Source organism: Kitasatospora sp. NPDC005751 (genome assembly GCF_040630835.1).
GTDB lineage: Bacteria > Actinomycetota > Actinomycetes > Streptomycetales > Streptomycetaceae > Kitasatospora.
The window spans coordinates 70,945-89,011 of sequence record NZ_JBEXYC010000028.1; the positions used below are offsets into that span (position 1 = coordinate 70,945).

General features: G+C 73.3%; 18 protein-coding genes. 16 read left to right on the forward strand and 2 right to left on the reverse strand.

Annotated elements, in window-relative coordinates; genetic code table 11:
• Window positions 1-32 precede the first annotated feature (32 nt).
• The 12 genes from ABZ497_RS23655 to era all read left to right on the forward strand — a co-directional run bounded on the left by ABZ497_RS23655 (window position 33) and on the right by era (window position 11,556).
• A complete protein-coding gene (locus ABZ497_RS23655) occupies window positions 33-782 on the forward strand; it encodes a 16S rRNA (uracil(1498)-N(3))-methyltransferase (protein WP_359808054.1) in 750 nt (249 codons plus the stop codon).
• A gap of 126 nt (window positions 783-908) precedes the next feature.
• Complete coding sequence (locus tag ABZ497_RS23660) at window positions 909-4,229, forward strand: PDZ domain-containing protein (RefSeq protein ID WP_359808056.1); 3,321 nt, start codon at window positions 909-911, stop codon at window positions 4,227-4,229.
• A 183-nt stretch (window positions 4,230-4,412) separates the two neighbouring features.
• The gene (locus ABZ497_RS23665; protein ID WP_359808058.1) at window positions 4,413-4,766 is read left to right on the forward strand and encodes a histidine triad nucleotide-binding protein; all 354 of its coding nucleotides are present in this window, start codon (window positions 4,413-4,415) and stop codon (window positions 4,764-4,766) included.
• Window positions 4,767-4,771: 5 nt separating this feature from the next.
• Complete coding sequence (locus tag ABZ497_RS23670) at window positions 4,772-5,695, forward strand: ribonuclease Z (RefSeq protein WP_329487583.1); 924 nt, start codon at window positions 4,772-4,774, stop codon at window positions 5,693-5,695.
• Between the two features lie 328 nt (window positions 5,696-6,023).
• The gene (locus tag ABZ497_RS23675) at window positions 6,024-7,055 is read left to right on the forward strand and encodes a PhoH family protein (protein WP_329492094.1); all 1,032 of its coding nucleotides are present in this window, start codon (window positions 6,024-6,026) and stop codon (window positions 7,053-7,055) included.
• Window positions 7,056-7,069: 14 nt separating this feature from the next.
• On the forward strand, window positions 7,070-7,564 hold the full coding sequence (ybeY, locus tag ABZ497_RS23680) for an rRNA maturation RNase YbeY (protein WP_329487582.1): 495 nt from the start codon (window positions 7,070-7,072) through the stop codon (window positions 7,562-7,564).
• 19 nt (window positions 7,565-7,583) lie between these two features.
• Complete coding sequence (locus tag ABZ497_RS23685; protein ID WP_329487581.1) at window positions 7,584-8,909, forward strand: hemolysin family protein; 1,326 nt, start codon at window positions 7,584-7,586, stop codon at window positions 8,907-8,909.
• Between the two features lie 32 nt (window positions 8,910-8,941).
• A complete protein-coding gene (locus ABZ497_RS23690; RefSeq protein ID WP_329487580.1) occupies window positions 8,942-9,178 on the forward strand; it encodes a hypothetical protein in 237 nt (78 codons plus the stop codon).
• A gap of 63 nt (window positions 9,179-9,241) precedes the next feature.
• Window positions 9,242-9,823 (forward strand): DUF4383 domain-containing protein, encoded by a 582-nt coding sequence (locus tag ABZ497_RS23695; protein ID WP_329487579.1) that lies wholly within the window; start codon window positions 9,242-9,244, stop codon window positions 9,821-9,823.
• An 88-nt stretch (window positions 9,824-9,911) separates the two neighbouring features.
• The gene (locus ABZ497_RS23700; protein ID WP_359808062.1) at window positions 9,912-10,265 is read left to right on the forward strand and encodes a cytidine deaminase; all 354 of its coding nucleotides are present in this window, start codon (window positions 9,912-9,914) and stop codon (window positions 10,263-10,265) included.
• Between the two features lie 149 nt (window positions 10,266-10,414).
• Window positions 10,415-10,576, forward strand: a complete 162-nt coding sequence (locus ABZ497_RS23705) for a hypothetical protein (RefSeq protein ID WP_329487576.1) — start codon at window positions 10,415-10,417, stop codon at window positions 10,574-10,576.
• Between the two features lie 50 nt (window positions 10,577-10,626).
• The gene (gene era, locus ABZ497_RS23710; protein WP_329487573.1) at window positions 10,627-11,556 is read left to right on the forward strand and encodes a GTPase Era; all 930 of its coding nucleotides are present in this window, start codon (window positions 10,627-10,629) and stop codon (window positions 11,554-11,556) included.
• 63 nt (window positions 11,557-11,619) lie between these two features.
• Here the strand turns inward: era and ABZ497_RS23715 are convergent, their stop codons facing one another.
• Both ABZ497_RS23715 and ABZ497_RS23720 read right to left on the reverse strand, forming a co-directional pair.
• On the reverse strand, window positions 11,620-11,886 hold the full coding sequence (locus ABZ497_RS23715) for a protealysin inhibitor emfourin (protein WP_329487572.1): 267 nt from the start codon (window positions 11,884-11,886) through the stop codon (window positions 11,620-11,622).
• Window positions 11,887-12,000: 114 nt separating this feature from the next.
• Complete coding sequence (locus tag ABZ497_RS23720; RefSeq protein ID WP_359808064.1) at window positions 12,001-13,020, reverse strand: M4 family metallopeptidase; 1,020 nt, start codon at window positions 13,018-13,020, stop codon at window positions 12,001-12,003.
• A gap of 332 nt (window positions 13,021-13,352) precedes the next feature.
• Between ABZ497_RS23720 and leuA the strand changes: the two genes are divergently transcribed.
• The 4 genes from leuA (at window position 13,353) to ABZ497_RS23740 (ending at window position 17,958) form a co-directional block, all read left to right on the forward strand.
• The gene (leuA, locus tag ABZ497_RS23725; RefSeq protein WP_329487570.1) at window positions 13,353-15,149 is read left to right on the forward strand and encodes a 2-isopropylmalate synthase; all 1,797 of its coding nucleotides are present in this window, start codon (window positions 13,353-13,355) and stop codon (window positions 15,147-15,149) included.
• Window positions 15,150-15,518: 369 nt separating this feature from the next.
• The gene (locus tag ABZ497_RS23730) at window positions 15,519-16,085 is read left to right on the forward strand and encodes a TerB family tellurite resistance protein (RefSeq protein ID WP_359808065.1); all 567 of its coding nucleotides are present in this window, start codon (window positions 15,519-15,521) and stop codon (window positions 16,083-16,085) included.
• Between the two features lie 276 nt (window positions 16,086-16,361).
• Window positions 16,362-17,108: a DNA repair protein RecO gene (gene recO, locus ABZ497_RS23735; protein WP_329487568.1), complete on the forward strand. Its 747-nt coding sequence runs from the start codon at window positions 16,362-16,364 to the stop codon at window positions 17,106-17,108.
• A gap of 4 nt (window positions 17,109-17,112) precedes the next feature.
• Window positions 17,113-17,958, forward strand: a complete 846-nt coding sequence (locus ABZ497_RS23740; protein ID WP_329487567.1) for an isoprenyl transferase — start codon at window positions 17,113-17,115, stop codon at window positions 17,956-17,958.
• Window positions 17,959-18,067 lie beyond the last annotated feature (109 nt).

The following is an 18,067-nucleotide window of genomic DNA, read 5'->3' on the forward strand; positions in this document are numbered from 1 at the left end:
TCCGTCCCCCCACCCCCACTCCAGGAACCGCCATGACCGCGCCCGTGTTCGTCGTCGAGACCGCGCAGCTCGCCTCCGCCGCCCCCGGCGCGGTGGTCCGGCTGGACGGCCCGGAGGGGCGGCACGCCGCCGCCGTGAAGCGGCTGGAGCCGGGCGAGGCGGTGACCCTGGCCGACGGGCTCGGCCTGGGCGCCGACGGCACCGTCACGGCCGTGCACGGCAAGGACGCCGTCGAGGTGACGGTCGCCGCGGTCCGCCGGGAGGCCGAGCCGGCGCCGCGGATCGTCGTCGTCCAGGCGCTGCCCAAGGGCGACCGCGGCGAGCTGGCGGTGGAGACCATGACCGAGGTCGGCGTGGACGTGGTGATCCCCTGGGCCGCCTCCCGCTGCATCACCCAGTGGAAGGGCGAGCGCGGTGCCAAGGCGCTCGCGAAGTGGCGCTCCACCGCCCGCGAGGCGGGCAAGCAGTCCCGCCGGCTGCGCTTCCCCGAGGTCCGCGAACTCGCCACCACCCGCCAGCTGGCGCCCGTCCTGGCCGGGGCCGCGCTCGCCGCGGTGCTGCACGAGGACGGCGCCGAGCCGCTGGCCGGTGCCGCGCTGCCCGGCGGCGGGGACATCGTGCTGGTGGTCGGCCCCGAGGGCGGGGTCTCCCCGGAGGAGCTGGCCGCCTTCGCCGAGGCCGGTGCCAGGCCGTACCGGCTCGGGGCCTCGGTGCTGCGCACCTCGACCGCGGGAGTGGCCGCCGGCGCCCTGCTGCTGGGCCGCACCGGCCGCTGGGGCTGAGCGGGCCGGTCGCCGCACGGACCGTTCGTCCCCCGGCGGTTCGTTCCCCGGCGGTTCGTCCCCCGTAGGGGGCGGCCTGCGCGAAACCGGAGGCGCGCCGCCCCGGCGGGTGCGTAGGGTGCGGCTGTGAGCGAATCCCCGAGCACCCCTGCCGGCGCCTACCTGCGCCATCCGCACCTGCACGGTGACCTGATCACCTTCGTCGCGGAGAACGACGTCTGGCTCGCCCCGCTGGACGGCGGCCGGCCCTGGCGGCTGACGGCCGATCACGTCCCGGTCCGCCGCCCGCGCTTCTCGCCGGACGGCCGGCACATCGCCTTCGTCTCCACCCGGGACGGCGCGCCCGAGGTGCACGTCGCGCCGGTGGACGGCGGGCCGTCCCGGCGGCTGACGTACTGGGGCAGCGACCAGACGCAGCTGCAGGGCTGGACGGCCGACGGCAGCCCGGTCGCCACCACCTCCGCCGGACAGGCCACCCTGCGCCGCACCTGGGCCCACGCCGTACCGCTGGACGGCGGCGAGCCGCGGCGGCTGCCGTACGGGCCGGTCGGCGGCGTGGCGTACGAGCCGGGCGGCGACCGGGTGCTGCTGCTCTCGGCGGCCGGTGCGGAGCCCGCGCGGTGGAAGCGCTACCGCGGCGGCCGGGTCGGCAAGCTCTGGATCGGCGCCGAGCGGTTCGCCCGCGTCCACGAGGAGCTGGACGGGCACATCGAGGCGCCGCTCTGGGTCGACGCGCCCGGCGGCGCCCGGATCGCCTTCCTGGCCGACCACGAGGGCGTCGGCGAGCTCTACTCCAGCCTCCCCGACGGCAGCGGCCTGCGCCGCCACACCACCTCCCCGGAGGGCTTCTACGCCCGCGGCGCGACCAGCGACGGCACCCGGGTGATCTGGCACCGGGCCGGTGACCTCTGGCTGCTGGACGACCTCGACGGCGCCGAGCCGCGCCGGCTGGACGTCCGGCCGTCCGGCCCCCGGGCCGGCCGGCGGCCCCGCCCGGTGCCGGCCGCGCACTGGCTGGAGAGCGTCGCCCCCGACCGCACCGGCCGGGCCGGCGCCGTGGTGGTGCGCGGCAGCGTGCACTGGCTGCCGCACCGGGAGGGCCCCGCCCGGGTGCTGGACGAGACGCCCGGCGTCCGGGCCCGGCGGGCCCAGGTGGTGCCCGGCGAGGACGGTGCGCAGGGCGTGCTCTGGGTGACCGACGCCGACGGCGAGGACGCCGTCGAGTACGCCCCCGCCGTGCTCGGCGAGGAGCGCCGCCGGCTGGCCGGCGGACAGCTGGGCCGGGTCCGCGCGCTGGCGGTCTCGCCGGACGGCAAGCAGGCGGCGGTCGGCGCGCACGACGGCCGGGTCCTCCTGGTGTCGCTCGCCGACGGGACGGTGCACGAGCTGGACCGCAGCACGGACGGCGAGGTCAGCGGGCTGGCGTTCAGTCCGGACTCCGCCTGGCTCGCCTGGTCGCGGCCGAGCCCGGGCTTCGGGGCCTGGTCGCTGCGCCAGATCGTGCTGGCCAACCTGGCCACCCGCACGGTCGGCGAGGTCACCCCGGCGCGCTTCATCGACACCTCGCCGGCCTTCACCGCCGACGGCCGCCACCTGGCCTTCCTCTCGGTGCGCAACTTCGACCCGGTCTACGACTCGCACGTCTTCGACCTGTCGTTCCCCAACGGCTGCCGCCCGTACCTGGTCACCCTGGCCGCCGACACCCCCTCCCCGTTCGGCCCGCGCCGGGCCGGGCGGCCGGCCGGCGGGGAGGACGACGAGCCCAAGGGCAAGAAGGCGGACGCCGAGGAGGGGGCGGCCGACGCCCCGCCCGCCACCCGGGTCGACCTGGACGGGATCGCCGACCGGATCATCCCCTTCCCGGTCGAGGGCGGCCGGTTCGGCGAGCTGGCGGCCGCCAAGGACGGCGTGCTCTGGACGCGCATCCCGCTCACCGGCGAGCTCGGCGACGACGCGGCCACGCCGGAGGACGAGCAGCCGCGCCCCACCCTGGAGCGGTTCGACCTGCGCAAGCGTCGGGTCGAGCAACTGGTCGACGGGCTCGACGAGTTCGCGGTCAGCGGCGACGGCACCCGGGTCGCCGTGCTGGACGAGGGCGAACTGCGGATCGTCCCGGCGGACCACAAGGCGGTGGGCGACGACGACGAGATCGACGTCGACCTGCACCGGCTGCGGGTGACCGTCGACCCGGCCGCCGAGTGGCGGCAGATGTACGACGAGAACGGCCGCCTGATGCGCGACAACTTCTGGCGCCCGGACCTCGGCGGCGTGCCCTGGGCCGAGATCCTCGACCGCTACCGGCCGCTGGTGGAGCGGCTCGGCTCGCACGACGACCTGGTCGACCTGCTCTGGGAGGTGCACGGCGAGCTGGGCACCTCGCACGCCTACGTGCAGCCCTACGGCATCCACACCGAGGCCGCCCGCCGGCAGGGCAAGCTCGGCGCCGACCTGGTCAAGGACGGCGAGGTCTGGCGGATCGCCCGGATCCTGCCCGGCGAGTCCTCGGACCCGCGGGCCCGCTCGCCGCTGGCCGCGCCGGGCGCCGCCGTCCGCCCGGGCGACGCGGTGCTGGCCGTCAACGGCCGCCCGGTGGACGCGACCGCCGGCCCGGCCCCGCTGCTGGCCGGCACCGCCGGACAACCGGTCGAGCTGACCGTGGCCGGCAAGGACGGCACCGACCGCCGGTACCCGGTGGTCGTCCCGCTCGATGACGACGAGCCGCTGCGCTACCACGACTGGGTGGCCGGGCGGCGGGCCGCCGTCCGGGAGCTGTCCGGCGGGCGGCTCGGCTACCTGCACATCCCCGACATGCAGAGCACCGGCTGGGCCCAGATCCACCGCGACCTGCGGTCGGAGATGGCCCGGGAGGGCGTGATCGTCGACATCCGGGAGAACCGCGGCGGCCACACCTCGCAGCTGGTGATCGAGAAGCTGGCCCGGCGGATCGTCGGCTGGACGGTCGCCCGCGACCTCGCCAACCCGGTGCCCTACCCCGGGGACGCGCCGCGCGGGCCGATCGTGGCGCTGGCCGACGAGTTCTCCGGCTCGGACGGCGACATCGTCAACGCCGCCATCCAGGCGCTGAAGCTCGGCCCGGTGGTCGGGACGAGGACCTGGGGCGGCGTGATCGGCATCGACAGCAAGTACAGCCTGGTGGACGGCACCCTGGTCACCCAGCCGAAGTACGCGTTCTGGCTGGAGGGCTACGGCTGGGGCGTGGAGAACCACGGCGTCGACCCGGACGTCGAGGTGCCGGTCGCGCCGCACCAGTGGGCCGCGGGGGAGGACCCGCAGCTCGCCGAGGGCGTCCGGATCGCCCTGGCGGCGCTGACCGAGACCCCGGGCAGCACGCCGCCGCCGCTGCCCTGGGAGCAGGGCCCGGCGCCGGACGCCCCGCGGGGCGCGGGGCAGGAGGGCGGGCACGGCGCCGGGCAGGACGCCGGGTAGGACGGGCGCAGGCCCGTGGGAGGTGCCCGGGCAACTGACCGGGCACCTCCCACGGGCCGTACGCCCCCCGCGGGCGGCGGGTCCGCGGGGGCGGGCGCGACTGCCAGCAGGCGACCGGGCCGCTCGGCTAGCATGCGGCCGTACGCCCCGACCGACACCGTGCGACACCGCGAGGAGACCCCGATGGCCGGCGAGCCGCAGTCCGACTGCCTGTTCTGCAAGATCGTGGCGGGCGAGATCCCGGCCACCGTGGTGCGCAGGACCGAGCGCGTCCTCGCCTTCCGGGACATCGCCCCGAAGGCGCCGACCCACGTCTTGGTCATCCCGCACGCCCACTACCCGAACGCCGCCGCGCTGGCCGCCGCCGAGCCGCGGATCGCCGGCGAGCTGCTCGCCGAGGCCGGCGAGGTCGCCCGGGACGAGGGCCTCGACGACTACCGGCTGATCTTCAACACCGGCGCGGGCGCGGGCCAGACCGTCTTCCACGCACACGTCCACGTGCTCGGCGGCATGCCGATGAACGAGCGCATGGTCTGAACGACGTGTCACAGCGCGAACTCGTCGTCCTCGGTACGGCCAGCCAGGTCCCGACCCGGCACCGCAACCACAACGGCTACCTGCTGCGCTGGGACGGCGAGGGCCTGCTGTTCGACCCCGGCGAGGGCACCCAGCGCCAGATGCTGCACGCCGGGGTCTCCGCCACCCAGATCACCCGGATCGCGGTCACCCACTTCCACGGCGACCACAGCCTGGGCCTCGCCGGGGTGATCCAGCGGATCAACCTGGACCGCGTCCCGCACCCGGTGGACATCTACTTCCCGGCCTCCGGGGAGGTCTACTTCGAGCGGCTGCGGCACGCCACCGCGTTCCACGAGACCGCCGTGCTGCGCCCCCGCCCGATCGACGGGCCGGGGCCGCTGCCGGCGCCCGGCGCCCGCTTCGCGCTGGACGCCGTCCGGCTCTCGCACCCCGTCGAGTCCTTCGGCTACCGGCTCACCGAGCCGGACGGCCGCCGGCTGGTGCCCGAGCGGCTGGCCGCGCTCGGCATCGCCGGCCCGGACGTCGGCCGGCTCCAGCACCGGGGAGCGATCGAGTCGGGCGGCCGGCGGGTCACCCTCGACGAGGTCAGCGAGTTCCGCCGGGGCCAGCGGTTCGCCTTCGTGATGGACACCCGGCTCTGCGAGGGCGTCCACGAACTCGCCGAGGGCGCCGACCTGCTGGTCATCGAGTCCACCTTCACCGACGCCGACACCCGGCTCGCCGAGGAGCACGGCCACCTCACCGCCGGCCAGGCCGGCAAGGTCGCCGCCGAGGCCGGCGCGGGCACCCTGGTGCTGACCCACTTCTCGCAGCGCTACCCGGACCTCGGCCAGCACCTCGCCGACGCCCGCAAGCACTTCGACGGCACCGTCGTGCTCGCCGAGGACCTCGCCCGGGTGCCCGTGCCGCCCCGCCGGCGGCCGTGAGCGGCCGGGCGCGCGGAGCCGCGGGCCGGTGGCCGTGCGCCCGGGCGGGGCACCGGTCCCGGGCGGAAAACCGTTCGCGCCGCTCCGCGATCTGCCCCAGCATCGTCGGGAGCGGCCCCGCCGCCCGCCGCAGCGATCACGCTCGCGGCGTACCCTGGTGCCCCGGAAGGACCGCGCGGCACCACGAGACCACGGATTGGGATGAGGCAGGCCCCAGCGCCGACCTATGAGTGACACATCGCAGACCCGTACGAACGGACAGCCGCGCCCCGAACCGGCCGACGAGGGCCGTACCAGCGCCCGGATCGTCATCCCCGAGAAGCACCCGATGGTCACCCTGCTCGGCACCGCGGACTCGCTGCTGAGGGTGATCGAGCGAGGCTTCCCCGCCGCGGACATCCACGTCCGCGGCAACGAGGTGACCGCCACCGGAGAGCGCGCCGAGGTCGCCCTCGTCAAGCAGCTCTTCGACGAGATGATGCTGGTGCTGCGCACCGGCCAACCCCTCACGGAGGACGCCGTGGAGCGCTCCATCGCCATGCTCCGGAGCGCCGTCGACGACCCGGACAGCCCGGCGCCGTCGCAGGTGTTCACCGCGAACATCCTGTCCAACCGGGGCCGCACCATCCGCCCCAAGACGCTCAACCAGCAGCGCTACGTCGACGCGATCGACAAGCACACCATCGTCTTCGGGCTCGGCCCGGCCGGTACCGGCAAGACCTACCTCGCGATGGCCAAGGCCGTCCAGGCCCTCCAGGCCAAGGAGGTCAACCGGATCATCCTGACCCGTCCGGCGGTCGAGGCGGGGGAGCGGCTGGGCTTCCTGCCCGGCACCCTCTTCGACAAGATCGACCCGTACCTGCGCCCGCTCTACGACGCGCTGCACGACATGATGGACCCGGACTCCATCCCGCGCCTGATGGCGGCCGGCACCATCGAGGTCGCCCCGCTCGCCTACATGCGCGGCCGGACCCTCAACGACGCCTTCATCATCCTCGACGAGGCCCAGAACACCTCGCCCGAGCAGATGAAGATGTTCCTCACCCGCCTCGGGTTCAACTCCCGGGTGGTCGTCACCGGCGACACCAGCCAGATCGACCTCCCGGGCGGCACCCGCAGCGGCCTCAAGGTCGTCCAGGAGATCCTGGTCGACGTGCCCGACATCCACTTCTCCGTGCTCACCAGCACCGACGTGGTCCGCCACAAGCTGGTCGGCCGGATCGTGGACGCCTACGAGCGCTGGGACGCCCGGCAGGAGGCCGAGGAGAACGCTCCGTCGGCCCGCAAGCCCGGCCAGCGGCGCCCCGGCAAGACGACCGCACCGCGCGCACCCCGACAGTCCCATCGCACCGAAAGCTGAGTAACCAGCCCGTCATGTCGATCGACATCGCCAATGAGTCCGGTTGGGACGCCGACGAGGAGTCCATCCTCGACGTCGCCCGCTACGCGCTGGACAAGATGCGGATCCACCCGCAGTCAGAACTGTCCGTGATCCTGGTGGACGGTGCGGCGATGGAGGAGCTGCACATCCAGTGGATGGACCTCCCCGGCCCGACCGACGTGATGTCCTTCCCGATGGACGAGCTGCGTCCCGGCAAGGAGGGCGAGGAGCTGCCGCAGGGCCTGCTCGGCGACATCGTGCTCTGCCCCGAGGTGGCCGAGCAGCAGGGCAAGGCGGCTCCGTCCAAGCACTCGATGGACGAGGAGCTGCAGCTGCTCACCGTCCACGGGGTGCTCCACGTGCTCGGGTACGACCACGAGGAGCCGGACGAGGAGGAGGAGATGTTCGGCCTCCAGAAGGCCATCCTCGACGGCTGGCGGGCCGGCCGCGGCCTGGGCGGGATCTCCCCGGCCCCCACCACCCACTGAGCGCGGAGCCCGAACCCCTGTGAGTGGTGAGAGTACGAGTTTCATCCTCGGCGCCGTGCTGCTGGTCGTCCTCGGCTGGCTGGCGGCCTGCGCCGAGGCGGGTATCTCCCGGGTCTCCCGGTTCCGCGCGGAGGAGGCCGTCCGGGCCGGCCGGCGGGGCTCGGCCCGGCTGCTGGCGCTGGCCTCCGACCCGATCCGCTACCTCAACCTGGCCACCCTGATCCGGGTGGCCAGCGAGATGGCGGCGGCGGTCCTGGTCACCGTGGTCTGCGTGCGGAGCCTGGACTCCACCTGGCAGGCCGTGCTGCTGGCGTTCGGCGTGATGGTGCTGGTCTCCTTCGTGGCGGTCGGCGTCTCGCCCCGCACGATCGGGCGCCAGCACCCGCTGACCACCTCCACGGCGGCCTCCTTCGTGCTGCTGCCGCTGGCGGGCGTGCTCGGCCCGATCCCGCGGCTGCTGATCCTGCTCGGCAACGCGCTGACCCCGGGCAAGGGCTACCGCGAGGGGCCGTTCGCCTCCGAGGCGGAGCTGCGCGCCCTGGTGGACCTCGCCGAGAAGGACGACCTGATCGAGGACGAGGAGCGCCGGATGGTGCACTCGGTCTTCGAGCTGGGCGACACCATCGTCCGCGAGGTGATGGTGCCGCGCACCGACCTGGTGATGATCGAGCGTCACAAGACCGTCCGTCAGGCGCTGACCCTGGCGCTGCGCTCGGGCTTCTCGCGGATCCCGGTGGTCGGCGACAACGAGGACGACGTGGTCGGCATCGTCTACCTCAAGGACCTCGTGCGGCGCACCCACATCAACCGGGAGGCCGAGTCCGAGGAGGTCGGCGCGGTGATGCGGCCGGCCGTCTTCGTCCCGGACTCCAAGCCGGCCGGCGACCTGCTGCGCGAGATGCAGCAGCGCCGCTCGCACGTGGCGATCGTGATCGACGAGTACGGCGGCACGGCCGGACTGGTCACCATCGAGGACATCCTGGAGGAGATCGTCGGCGAGATCACCGACGAGTACGACCGGGAGATCGCGCCGGTCGAGGACCTCGGTGACGGCTCGTACCGGATCACCGCCCGGCTGCTGGTCGAGGACCTCGGCGAGCTGTTCGGGATCGAGCTGGAGGACGAGGACGTCGAGACCGTCGGCGGCCTGCTCGCCAAGCACCTCGGTCGGGTGCCGATCCCGGGCTCGTCCTGCGAGATCCCGCTGCCCGAGGACGCGGCCACCGACCTGACCGCCATCCGGCTGACCGCGGAGAGCTCGGCCGGCCGCCGCAACCGGATCGGTTCGATGGTCGCGATCCCGGTCCGGGTCTCGGCCGAGGCCCTCCAGGAGTCCGGCGAGTAGCGTTCGGGCGGCCGCGGGGCGACGATGGCGTCATGACTCATCTACTGCGTGCGGAGTACGGCCCGCAGGGTCGGTCGGCCGGGGCGAAGACCTGGCACGTCGTCCGGGCCGCCGAACCCGCGGCGGCCCTCTGCGGCCGCACGATGGACACCGACGCCGAGACCCGGCCGGACCAGGAGTGGGGCACCGGGCTGCGCTGCTGTCAGCAGTGCGGCTCGCTGTACATGCACGAGGTGCCGCACATGCAGGGGAGCCACCCCTACAGCTAGGCACATGCGGGGGTACCGCCCCCCGGAAGCCAGGCCGTGCGCCCGCTCCGCGGTCGGAGTAGCGTGAACGAAGGCCGTTTCGACGTCGCCATGGTGGAGGTCACCATGAAGCTGCAAGACGAACTGCCGGTCGACCACCGGCTGCTCCTGGTCTGGCGGACCGGGGCGGGACTCGGCGGGATCTTCCTGATCGTGTTCGGCATCCTCGGGCTGGCGGACCATCCCGGCTTCCTGTCCACCGAGGGCGACGACATCGCCGGGATGTCGACCAACGGAGCGCTGAGCATCCTCTCCATCGTGATGGGCGCGGTCCTGGTGGCCGGCGCGGTGATCGGCGGGAACTTCGCCGCCAACCTCAACATGGTGGTCGGCATCCTCTTCGTGCTCTCCGGTTTCTACGGGCTGACGGTGCTCGGCCGGCCGGACGCCAACATCCTCAACTTCCGGATGTCCAACGTGCTGTTCGCGTTCATCTTCGGACTGGTCGTGGTGACCTTCGGGATGTACGGCAGGGTCAGCAGCCATCTGCCGCACGACAACCCGTACTGGCGCAAGCGGTCCGCCGAGGAGGAGCCGCTGCCGAACGGTCCGAAGACCTTCGTCAAGGTCATGCGGCCCGGGCCGCCCAATCCGATCGGCCACTGAGGCCACTGAGGCCGCTGAGGCGACCGACCGGCCGTCCGCGTCGCAGGGCGCGGACGGCCGGTCGGCGGGGCGTCCTATGCTCGGCGCCATGAGTGACATCGTCGAGCTGGATCCCGAAGACAAGAAGATCATCACCCTGGCCCGCTCCGCGCGCGCCCGCAACGGCGCCGCGGAGGGGGCCGCGGTGCGTGACGAGACCGGGCGCACCTACGTGGCGGGCACGGTCGCGCTGGAGTCGCTGCGGCTCAGCGCGCTGCAGACGGCGGTGGCGATGGCGGTGGCCAGCGGCGCCAGGTCGCTGGAGGCGGCCGCCGTGGTGAGCGAGGCCGGGGAGCCGGCCGAGGCCGACCTGGCCGCGGTGCGGGACCTCGGCGGGGCCGGGACGCCGGTGCTGCTCGCCGGACCGGACGGGGCGCTGAAGGTGGCGGCCGAGGCGCGCTGAGGCGCGTCGACGGCGTACCGGGGCCCGCCGGGGGCCGCCGGGGGACGGCTCGGGGCGCCCGGGGCAGCCCGGGCGCCCGGCCCTCCAGGATCCGCAGATAATCTCACCGGTACAGATGGTGAGCAGGTCGCGGTGAGGGGGCTGGGGGCATGGGACCGTTCGCGTTCTTCGCAGGCCTGCTGCTGGGCGTCATGGGGATGGGCAAGTGGCAGGAGACCGGGTCGCCGTTCTGGCTCTGGGGCTCCGTCGCCTTCCTCCTCATCGTCCTGATCAGCGGGATCTCCGCCGTTCTGGGCGGCAAAAAGGGCTGACGGGGGCGGGCTGTCCACCGGGCGCCCGGTGATCAGGGAGAATGGGGCCCATGAGTGCCCCTTCCTCCTCGTACCGCTCCGGCTTCGCGTGCTTCGTCGGCCGGCCCAACGCGGGCAAGTCGACCCTGACCAACGCCCTGGTGGGGACGAAGGTCGCGATCACCTCCGACCGTCCGCAGACCACCCGGCACACCGTGCGCGGCATCGTGCACCGCCCGGACGCCCAGCTCGTGCTGGTCGACACCCCCGGTCTGCACAAGCCGCGCACCCTGCTCGGCGAGCGGCTGAACGACCTCGTCCGCTCCACCTGGGCCGAGGTCGACGTGATCGGCTTCTGCCTGCCCGCCGACCAGAAGCTCGGCCCCGGCGACAAGTTCATCGCCAAGGAACTCGCCGACATCAAGAAGACCCCCAAGGTGGCCATCGTCACCAAGACCGACCTGGTCGACTCCAAGCGGCTGGCCGAGCAGCTGATCGCCGTCCACCAGCTCGGTGCCGAGCTGGGCATCGAGTGGGCCGAGATCATCCCGGTCTCGGCGGTCGGTGACAAGCAGGTCGAGCTGGTCGCCGAGCTGATCACCAAGCTGCTCCCGGAGGGCATGCCGCTCTACCCGGACGGCGACCTCACCGACGAGCCCGAGGTGATCATGGTCGCCGAGCTGATCCGGGAGGCCGCCCTGGAGGGCGTCCGGGACGAGCTCCCGCACTCGCTGGCCGTGGTCGTCGAGGAGATGATCCCGCGCGAGGACCGCCCGGCGGACCGACCGCTGCTGGACATCCACGCGAACGTCTACATCGAGCGGCAGAGCCAGAAGGCCATCGTGATCGGGGCCAAGGGCGCCCGGTTGAAGCACGTCGGCACCACCGCCCGCAAGCACATCGAGGCGCTGCTCGGCACGCCGGTCTACCTGGACCTGCACGTCAAGGTCGCCAAGGACTGGCAGCGCGACCCGAAGCAGCTGCGCAAGCTGGGCTTCTGAGCCCGCCCGCACCGAGCAGGGCCCGTCCGGACGACCGCGTCCGGACGGGCCCTGCGCCGTCCCCTAGGCGCCCTCGCGCAGCACCAGCGAGACCAACTCCCGTTGCGACTCGGTGAGCTTCGGGTCGGCGCAGTGCACCGTCCGGCCGTCGACGGTGATCTCGTAGTGGAAGCCGTCCGGCACCCCGTAGGAGGGCGCCCGCAACCCGCCCGCGACGGCCTCGCGGGCGAGCGCGTGCACGTGCGGGGCGTCCGTCCGCGCGGTGGTGTCGAGCTCCGCGCGGCGGACGTTCCCCGCGAGGCCGCCGGTCCGGGTCACCTGGATACGCATGGTGTCCATGGTGCTACGCAGGGATGGCGTTTGCCGGGCTTTTTCAGGACCTTGACCTTATGCGCTCTTAAACCTTATGACCGCTCAAGTCGGGCTCGACCGCGGTCGGGCGGCTCAGGCCGTACTGACCCCGACCTTCGCCCAGGCCGCCGTGACGGTGTCGCCCACCGCGGGCTCGGGGTAGCGGGCCCGGGCGGCCGCCACGGTGGCCCGGGCGAAGGCTGCGAAGTCGGCGTCCCCGGGCAGCTGCCGGCCGGTCAGCGCGTCGTACCAGATCCGCCCGGCCCGCTCCCAGGCCGGCCCGCCGAGCGCGGTGGCCAGCAGGTAGAAGGCGTGGTTCGGGATGCCGGAGTTGATGTGCACGCCGCCGTTGTCCTGGGCGGTGCGGACGTAGTCGCGCAGATGGGCCGGCTGCGGGTCCTTGCCGAGCCGGGGGTCGTCGTACGCGGTCCCGGGCGCCTTCATCGAGCGCAGTGCCACCCCCTGCACGCCCGGGGCGAGCAGGCCGGCGCCGATCAGCCAGTCCGCTTCGCCGGCGTCCTGCCGCAGCGCGTACTGCTTCACGAGCGAGCCGAACACGTCGGAGACGGACTCGTTGAGCGCGCCGGGCTGGCCCCGGTACTCCAGTGCGGCGGTGAACTGGGTGACGCCGTGGGTGAGTTCGTGGCCGATCACGTCGACGCAGGCGGTGAAGTCGCCGAACACCTCGCCGTCGCCGTCGCCGAAGACCATCCGCCGGCCGTCCCAGAAGGCGTTGTCGTAGTCGCGGCCGTAGTGCACGGTGGCGTCCAGCCGCAGACCCTGGTCGTCGATCGAACGGCGGCCGAAGGCGTCGGCGAAGAGGGCGAAGGTGTCGCCGAGGCCGTCGTAGGCGTGGTTGACGGACTGGTCGGGGACGGGCCCCTGGTCCTCCCGGCGGACGGTGCGGCCGGGCAGCCGTTCGCTGTGTCCGGCGTCGCAGATCACCCGCTCCAGGCGGGTGCCGCCGGGCTGCGGCGCAGTGGCGGTGAGGCGGGCCGTGCGGTGCGCGGCATCCAGGGCGAGGGAGCGGGCGGCGGGCTCGTGACCGGCCTCGGCGAGGCGGTCCAGGACGTACGGCGGAACGATCGCGCAGAGCGGCGGTTCGGCGGTCATGTGGCCAAGAGTGAGGCATTCGTGACCCGTTGTCACCGGCGCGGACTGAATCGGGCGCCGTCTCAAGGGGTGGAATGTCCGCCCGGCTCACTTCGGGGGCGCGTGCTCCTCGGTTACGCTGGACGACATCATGCGCAACGGGCTGCTTCTTCTTAGCTGCCGCGTCGAGGGCCTGTAGTCCACCAGGGCCGGCTCCCTCGCCGCGGGGACTGTGCTGTGCGCGTTGCAATACTGCGGCCCACCGAGGGGTCGTGCGCGGCAGCAGGCCGGCCGGTCGGGTGTCCATCTCACCCCGACAAGCCCCGCATCACAGGAAGCCGAGAGTCACCTCCATGACCGAGCAGAGCTCCGCCGCGTCCATCCCCGCCGGTCGCGCGTTCGTCGACCGTCCGACGCCGATCACCGCCGCGACCGTGCGCCAGCGGGGCGCCGGCATGCGCCACGGCCGCTACCTGCCGTTCGGCACGGTCGACCTGCCGGACCGCAGCTGGCCGTCGAAGGTCATCACCAAGGCGCCGCGCTGGCTCTCCACCGACCTGCGGGACGGCAACCAGGCGCTGATCGACCCGATGTCCCCGGCCCGCAAGCGCAAGATGTTCGACCTGCTGGTCGGCATGGGCTACAAGGAGATCGAGGTCGGCTTCCCCTCCTCCGGCGCCACCGACCACGCCTTCGTACGGTCGCTGATCGAGGAGGGGGCGATCCCCGAGGACGTCACCATCTCGGTGCTGACCCAGGCCCGCGAGGAGCTGATCGAGAAGACCGTCGAGTCGCTGGTCGGCGCGCCGCGGGCGACCGTGCACCTGTACAACGCGACCGCGCCGCTGTTCCGCCGGGTGGTGTTCCGCAACGACCGGGCGGCCACCAAGGCGATCGCCACCGACGGCACCCGGCTGGTGATGGAGTACGCCGAGAAGCTGCTGGGCGACGACACCGTCTTCGGCTACCAGTACTCGCCGGAGATCTTCGTCGACACCGAGCTGGACTTCGCCCTGGAGGTCTGCGAGGCGGTGATGGACGTCTGGCAGCCGGGCGAGGGCCGCGAGATCATCCTGAACCTGCCGGCCACCATCGAGCGGGCCACCCCGAACGTCCAGGCCGACCAGTTCGAGTGGATGTCGCGCAACCTGTCCCGCCGCGAGCACGTCTGCCTGTCGGTGCACCCGCACAACGACCGCGGCACCGCCGTCGCCTCCGCGGAGCTGGCCTACATGGCCGGCGCCGACCGCATCGAGGGCTGCCTGTTCGGCCAGGGCGAGCGGACCGGCAACGTCGACCTGGTGACCCTGGGCATGAACCTGTTCTCGCAGGGCATCGACCCGCAGATCGACTTCTCCGACATCGACGAGGTGCGCCGCACCGCCGAGTACTGCAACCAGATGGAGGTGCACCCGCGCCACCCGTACGCCGGCGACCTGGTGTACACCTCCTTCTCCGGCTCGCACCAGGACGCGATCAAGAAGGGGTTCGACGCCCTGGAGGCCGACGCGAAGGCGGCCGGCGTGCCGGTGGGCGAGCACACCTGGGGTGTGCCGTACCTGCCGATCGACCCGAAGGACGTCGGCCGCACCTACGAGGCGGTCATCCGGGTCAACAGCCAGTCCGGCAAGGGCGGCGTCGCCTACGTCCTGAAGAACGACCACAAGCTGGACCTGCCGCGCCGGATGCAGATCGAGTTCTCCCGGATCATCCAGGCCAAGACCGACGCCGAGGGCGGCGAGGTCACCCCGGCGGCGATCTGGGCGGTCTTCCAGGACGAGTACCTGCCGACCACCGACAACCCGTGGGGCCGGATCTCGCTGAGCGGCTCGCGCAGCCTGACCACCGAGGACGGCCGGGACGCGCTGACCGCCCAGGCCGTGGTCGAGGGCGCGCCGGTCACCCTGGCCGGTACCGGCAACGGCCCGGTCTCCGCCTTCGCCGACGCGCTGGGCCGGATCGGGGTGGACGTCCGGGTGCTGGACTACGCGGAGCACGCGCTGAGCGAGGGCGGCGACGCCCAGGCCGCCGCGTACGTCGAGTGCGCCGTGGACGGCAAGGTGCTGTGGGGCGTGGGCATCGACGGCAACACGGTGCTGGCCTCGCTGAAGGCGATGATCAGCGCCGTCAACCGGGCGCAGCGCGGGTAGTTCGTACGAGTGGTAGTGGCGGGCCGTCCTCCGGGGCGGCCCGCCGTCGTGGTGGGCGGTCCCGGGTGGGCGGCTGTGGCCTGCGCCACATTTTTTCGGCCCGGAAGCCGTTCGAGGTACTGACACGTGCCGGTAACCATGGCAACATCGACCCACCGGAAATCCGGGTCGGTGGGACGGCCTCGGGGTCCGGTCGCGTGACCTGCCCATTGTTGTGCAGGCCGCCTGCCATGTCTGGGGAGTGGCGCCGTGACAGGGTTGTGGGGTGTTCGCCCGCGGTGGCGGACTGACGTTCTCGGTGACTTCTTCTGTCCAGGCTGCGGCGGGGACCGCAACTACCGCCGGCAGCACGGCCGGCGGTGGCTGCGGTTGCTGGGCGCGGCGGTGCTGCCGCTCGGCCCGGTCGTCCGCAGCGTGCAGTGCACCACCTGCCACGGCCGCTACGGCGTGGAGAGCCTGGACCAGCCCACCTGCGTGCGCCTCGGCGGGATGCTGCGCGACGCGCAGTACACCGTCGCCCTCGCGCTGCTGGCGGCCGGCGGGACGGCGCACCGGGCGGCCCGCGAGGCGGCCTGCGCGGCCGTCCGGGAGGCCGGTTTCGACGACTGCGGCGAGGCCCAGGTGCTCGCCGCGCTGGCCGCGCTCTCCGGGCTCGGCGGCGAACTCCGGGACGCCCACGACCTGGAGGCGTCCTCCGGGCTCGGCGACGCCGGCGCGCTGGCGGTGGAACTGCACGCGGTGCTCGAACCGCTCGCCCCGCACCTGGCCCACCACGGCCGGGAGCGGCTGCTGCTGCAGGGGGCGGCGATCGCGCTGGCCGACGGGCGCTACCTGCCCCAGGAGCGGGAGGCGCTGGCCGCCGTGGGGCGCTGCCTGGACCTGCCGCAGGCGAGGGTCGGGGCGCTGCTGGAGGCGGCCACCCGCGCTTCGTACTAGGCCGCGCGGGCCACGTCCCGGCCGCGCGGGAAGGACCTCGGCCGTCGCACCACGCGGACCCCGTACGGCCGCCCCCGGGACCCCCACGAACCGGGCCCGAACCGCCCCCCGGCCCCCCGGCCGGGCGGCGCCCCACCCCGGGCCCGCCGTGCCCCGCACCGATCGGGTCTCCCCCACGGCCCCGGTGCGGGCCACACGGCTGCCGCCCGGAGGTCGGCCGGTGGGGGACAATGGTGGGATGTCCACACTGTTCGACGCCGGCCGCGAGGCCGCCGCATGAGCCTGTTCCGGGACGACGGCGTGGTGCTCCGGGCGCAGAAGCTCGGCGAGGCCGACCGGATCATCACCATGCTCACCCGCCAGCACGGCAAGGTGCGCGCGGTGGCCCGCGGGGTGCGCAAGACCAAGTCCAAGTTCGGCGCCCGGCTGGAGCCGTTCTCGCACGTGGACGTGCAGTTCTTCAGCCGGGGGAGCGAGCTGGTGGGGCGCGGGCTGCCGCTCTGCACCCAGGTGGAGACGATCGCCCCGTACGGCGGCTCGATCGTCACCGACTACGGCCGCTACACCGCGGGGACGGCGATGCTGGAGACGGCGGAGCGGTTCGCCGAGAACGAGGGCGAGCCGGCCGTCCAGCAGTACCTGCTGCTGGTCGGCGGCCTGCGGACGCTGGCGGCCGGGGTGCACGAGTCGCACCTGGTGATGGACGCCTTCCTGCTCCGCTCGCTGGCCGTCAACGGGTACGGCGCGAGCTTCACCGACTGCGCCAAGTGCGGCCTGGAGGGCCCGAACCGGTTCTTCTCGCTCCAGGCGGGCGGCGTGCTGTGCGGAGACTGCCGAGTCCCCGGTTGTGCCGTACCCTCCCCTGAGACACTGGTACTGCTCGGGGCGCTGCTGTCAGGGGACTGGCGGACGGCCGACACCTGCGAGCCGAGGTACTGGCGGGAGGGCAGCGGCCTGGTCGCGGCCTATCTGCAGTGGCACCTGGAGCGGGGCATCCGCTCGATGAGATACGTGGAGAAGTGAGCACATGGCAGCGCGACGGCTCTTCGGCGGTGGCAAGCAAAGGGAGTACCTCCCCCCGACCCCGCACCCCAGCGGCGCACAGCCCCCGAAGATCCCCGGCGAGCTGGTCCCCAACCACGTCGCGATCGTGATGGACGGGAACGGGCGCTGGGCCAAGGAGCGCGGGCTGCCGCGCACGGAGGGCCACAAGGTCGGCGAGTCCGTGGTGCTGGACGTGCTCAAGGGCGCGATCGAGCTCGGTGTGAAGAACATCTCGCTGTACGCGTTCTCCACCGAGAACTGGAAGCGCTCGCCCGACGAGGTGAAGTTCCTGATGAACTTCAACCGGGACGTCATCCACCGCCGCCGTGACGAGATGGACGCGATGGGCGTGCGGGTCCGCTGGGCCGGCCGGATGCCCAAGCTGTGGAAGAGCGTCGTCCAGGAGCTCAAGGTCGCCGAGGAGCAGACCAGGGAGAACGACGCCGTCACGCTCTACATGTGCGTCAACTACGGCGGCCGGGCGGAGATCGCGGACGCCATGGCGGCCATCGCGGCCGATGTCGCGGCGGGCCGGCTGGACCCGAAGAAGGTCAACGAGAAGACCATCGCCAAGTACCTGTACCACCCGGACATGCCGGACGTGGACCTCTTCCTGCGCCCGAGCGGCGAGCAGCGGACGTCCAACTTCCTGCTCTGGCAGTCGGCGTACGCGGAGTTCGTGTTCCAGGACGTGCTCTGGCCGGACTTCGACCGCCGGGACCTGTGGCGGGCCTGCGAGCAGTACGCGCGGCGCGACCGCCGCTTCGGCGGGGCGATCCCCAACGAGGTCGCCCCCGGCGAGGCCGCGGAGGTCCCCGCGCAGCGCTGAGCCGCCGTCGGGCGCGAGCAGTACGCCGACCCGTACCAGACGTACCAGCAGGCCGACCCGTACAGCTACGGCTCCTACCCGGCCCAGCAGCCGACCGCCGCGCCGTACG

Coding starts and splice junctions, on each gene's coding strand:
- ybeY (WP_329487582.1), top strand. CDS start 7,070: ATGTCGATCGACATCGCCAATGAGTCCGGTTGGGACGCCGACGAGGAG.
- ABZ497_RS23705 (WP_329487576.1), top strand. CDS start 10,415: ATGGGACCGTTCGCGTTCTTCGCAGGCCTGCTGCTGGGCGTCATGGGG.
- recO (WP_329487568.1), top strand. CDS start 16,362: ATGAGCCTGTTCCGGGACGACGGCGTGGTGCTCCGGGCGCAGAAGCTC.
- ABZ497_RS23715 (WP_329487572.1), bottom strand. CDS start 11,886: ATGCGTATCCAGGTGACCCGGACCGGCGGCCTCGCGGGGAACGTCCGC.
- leuA (WP_329487570.1), top strand. CDS start 13,353: ATGACCGAGCAGAGCTCCGCCGCGTCCATCCCCGCCGGTCGCGCGTTC.
- ABZ497_RS23740 (WP_329487567.1), top strand. CDS start 17,113: ATGGCAGCGCGACGGCTCTTCGGCGGTGGCAAGCAAAGGGAGTACCTC.
- ABZ497_RS23720 (WP_359808064.1), bottom strand. CDS start 13,020: ATGACCGCCGAACCGCCGCTCTGCGCGATCGTTCCGCCGTACGTCCTG.
- ABZ497_RS23655 (WP_359808054.1), top strand. CDS start 33: ATGACCGCGCCCGTGTTCGTCGTCGAGACCGCGCAGCTCGCCTCCGCC.
- era (WP_329487573.1), top strand. CDS start 10,627: ATGAGTGCCCCTTCCTCCTCGTACCGCTCCGGCTTCGCGTGCTTCGTC.
- ABZ497_RS23690 (WP_329487580.1), top strand. CDS start 8,942: ATGACTCATCTACTGCGTGCGGAGTACGGCCCGCAGGGTCGGTCGGCC.
- ABZ497_RS23675 (WP_329492094.1), top strand. CDS start 6,024: ATGGTCACCCTGCTCGGCACCGCGGACTCGCTGCTGAGGGTGATCGAG.
- ABZ497_RS23665 (WP_359808058.1), top strand. CDS start 4,413: ATGGCCGGCGAGCCGCAGTCCGACTGCCTGTTCTGCAAGATCGTGGCG.
- ABZ497_RS23700 (WP_359808062.1), top strand. CDS start 9,912: ATGAGTGACATCGTCGAGCTGGATCCCGAAGACAAGAAGATCATCACC.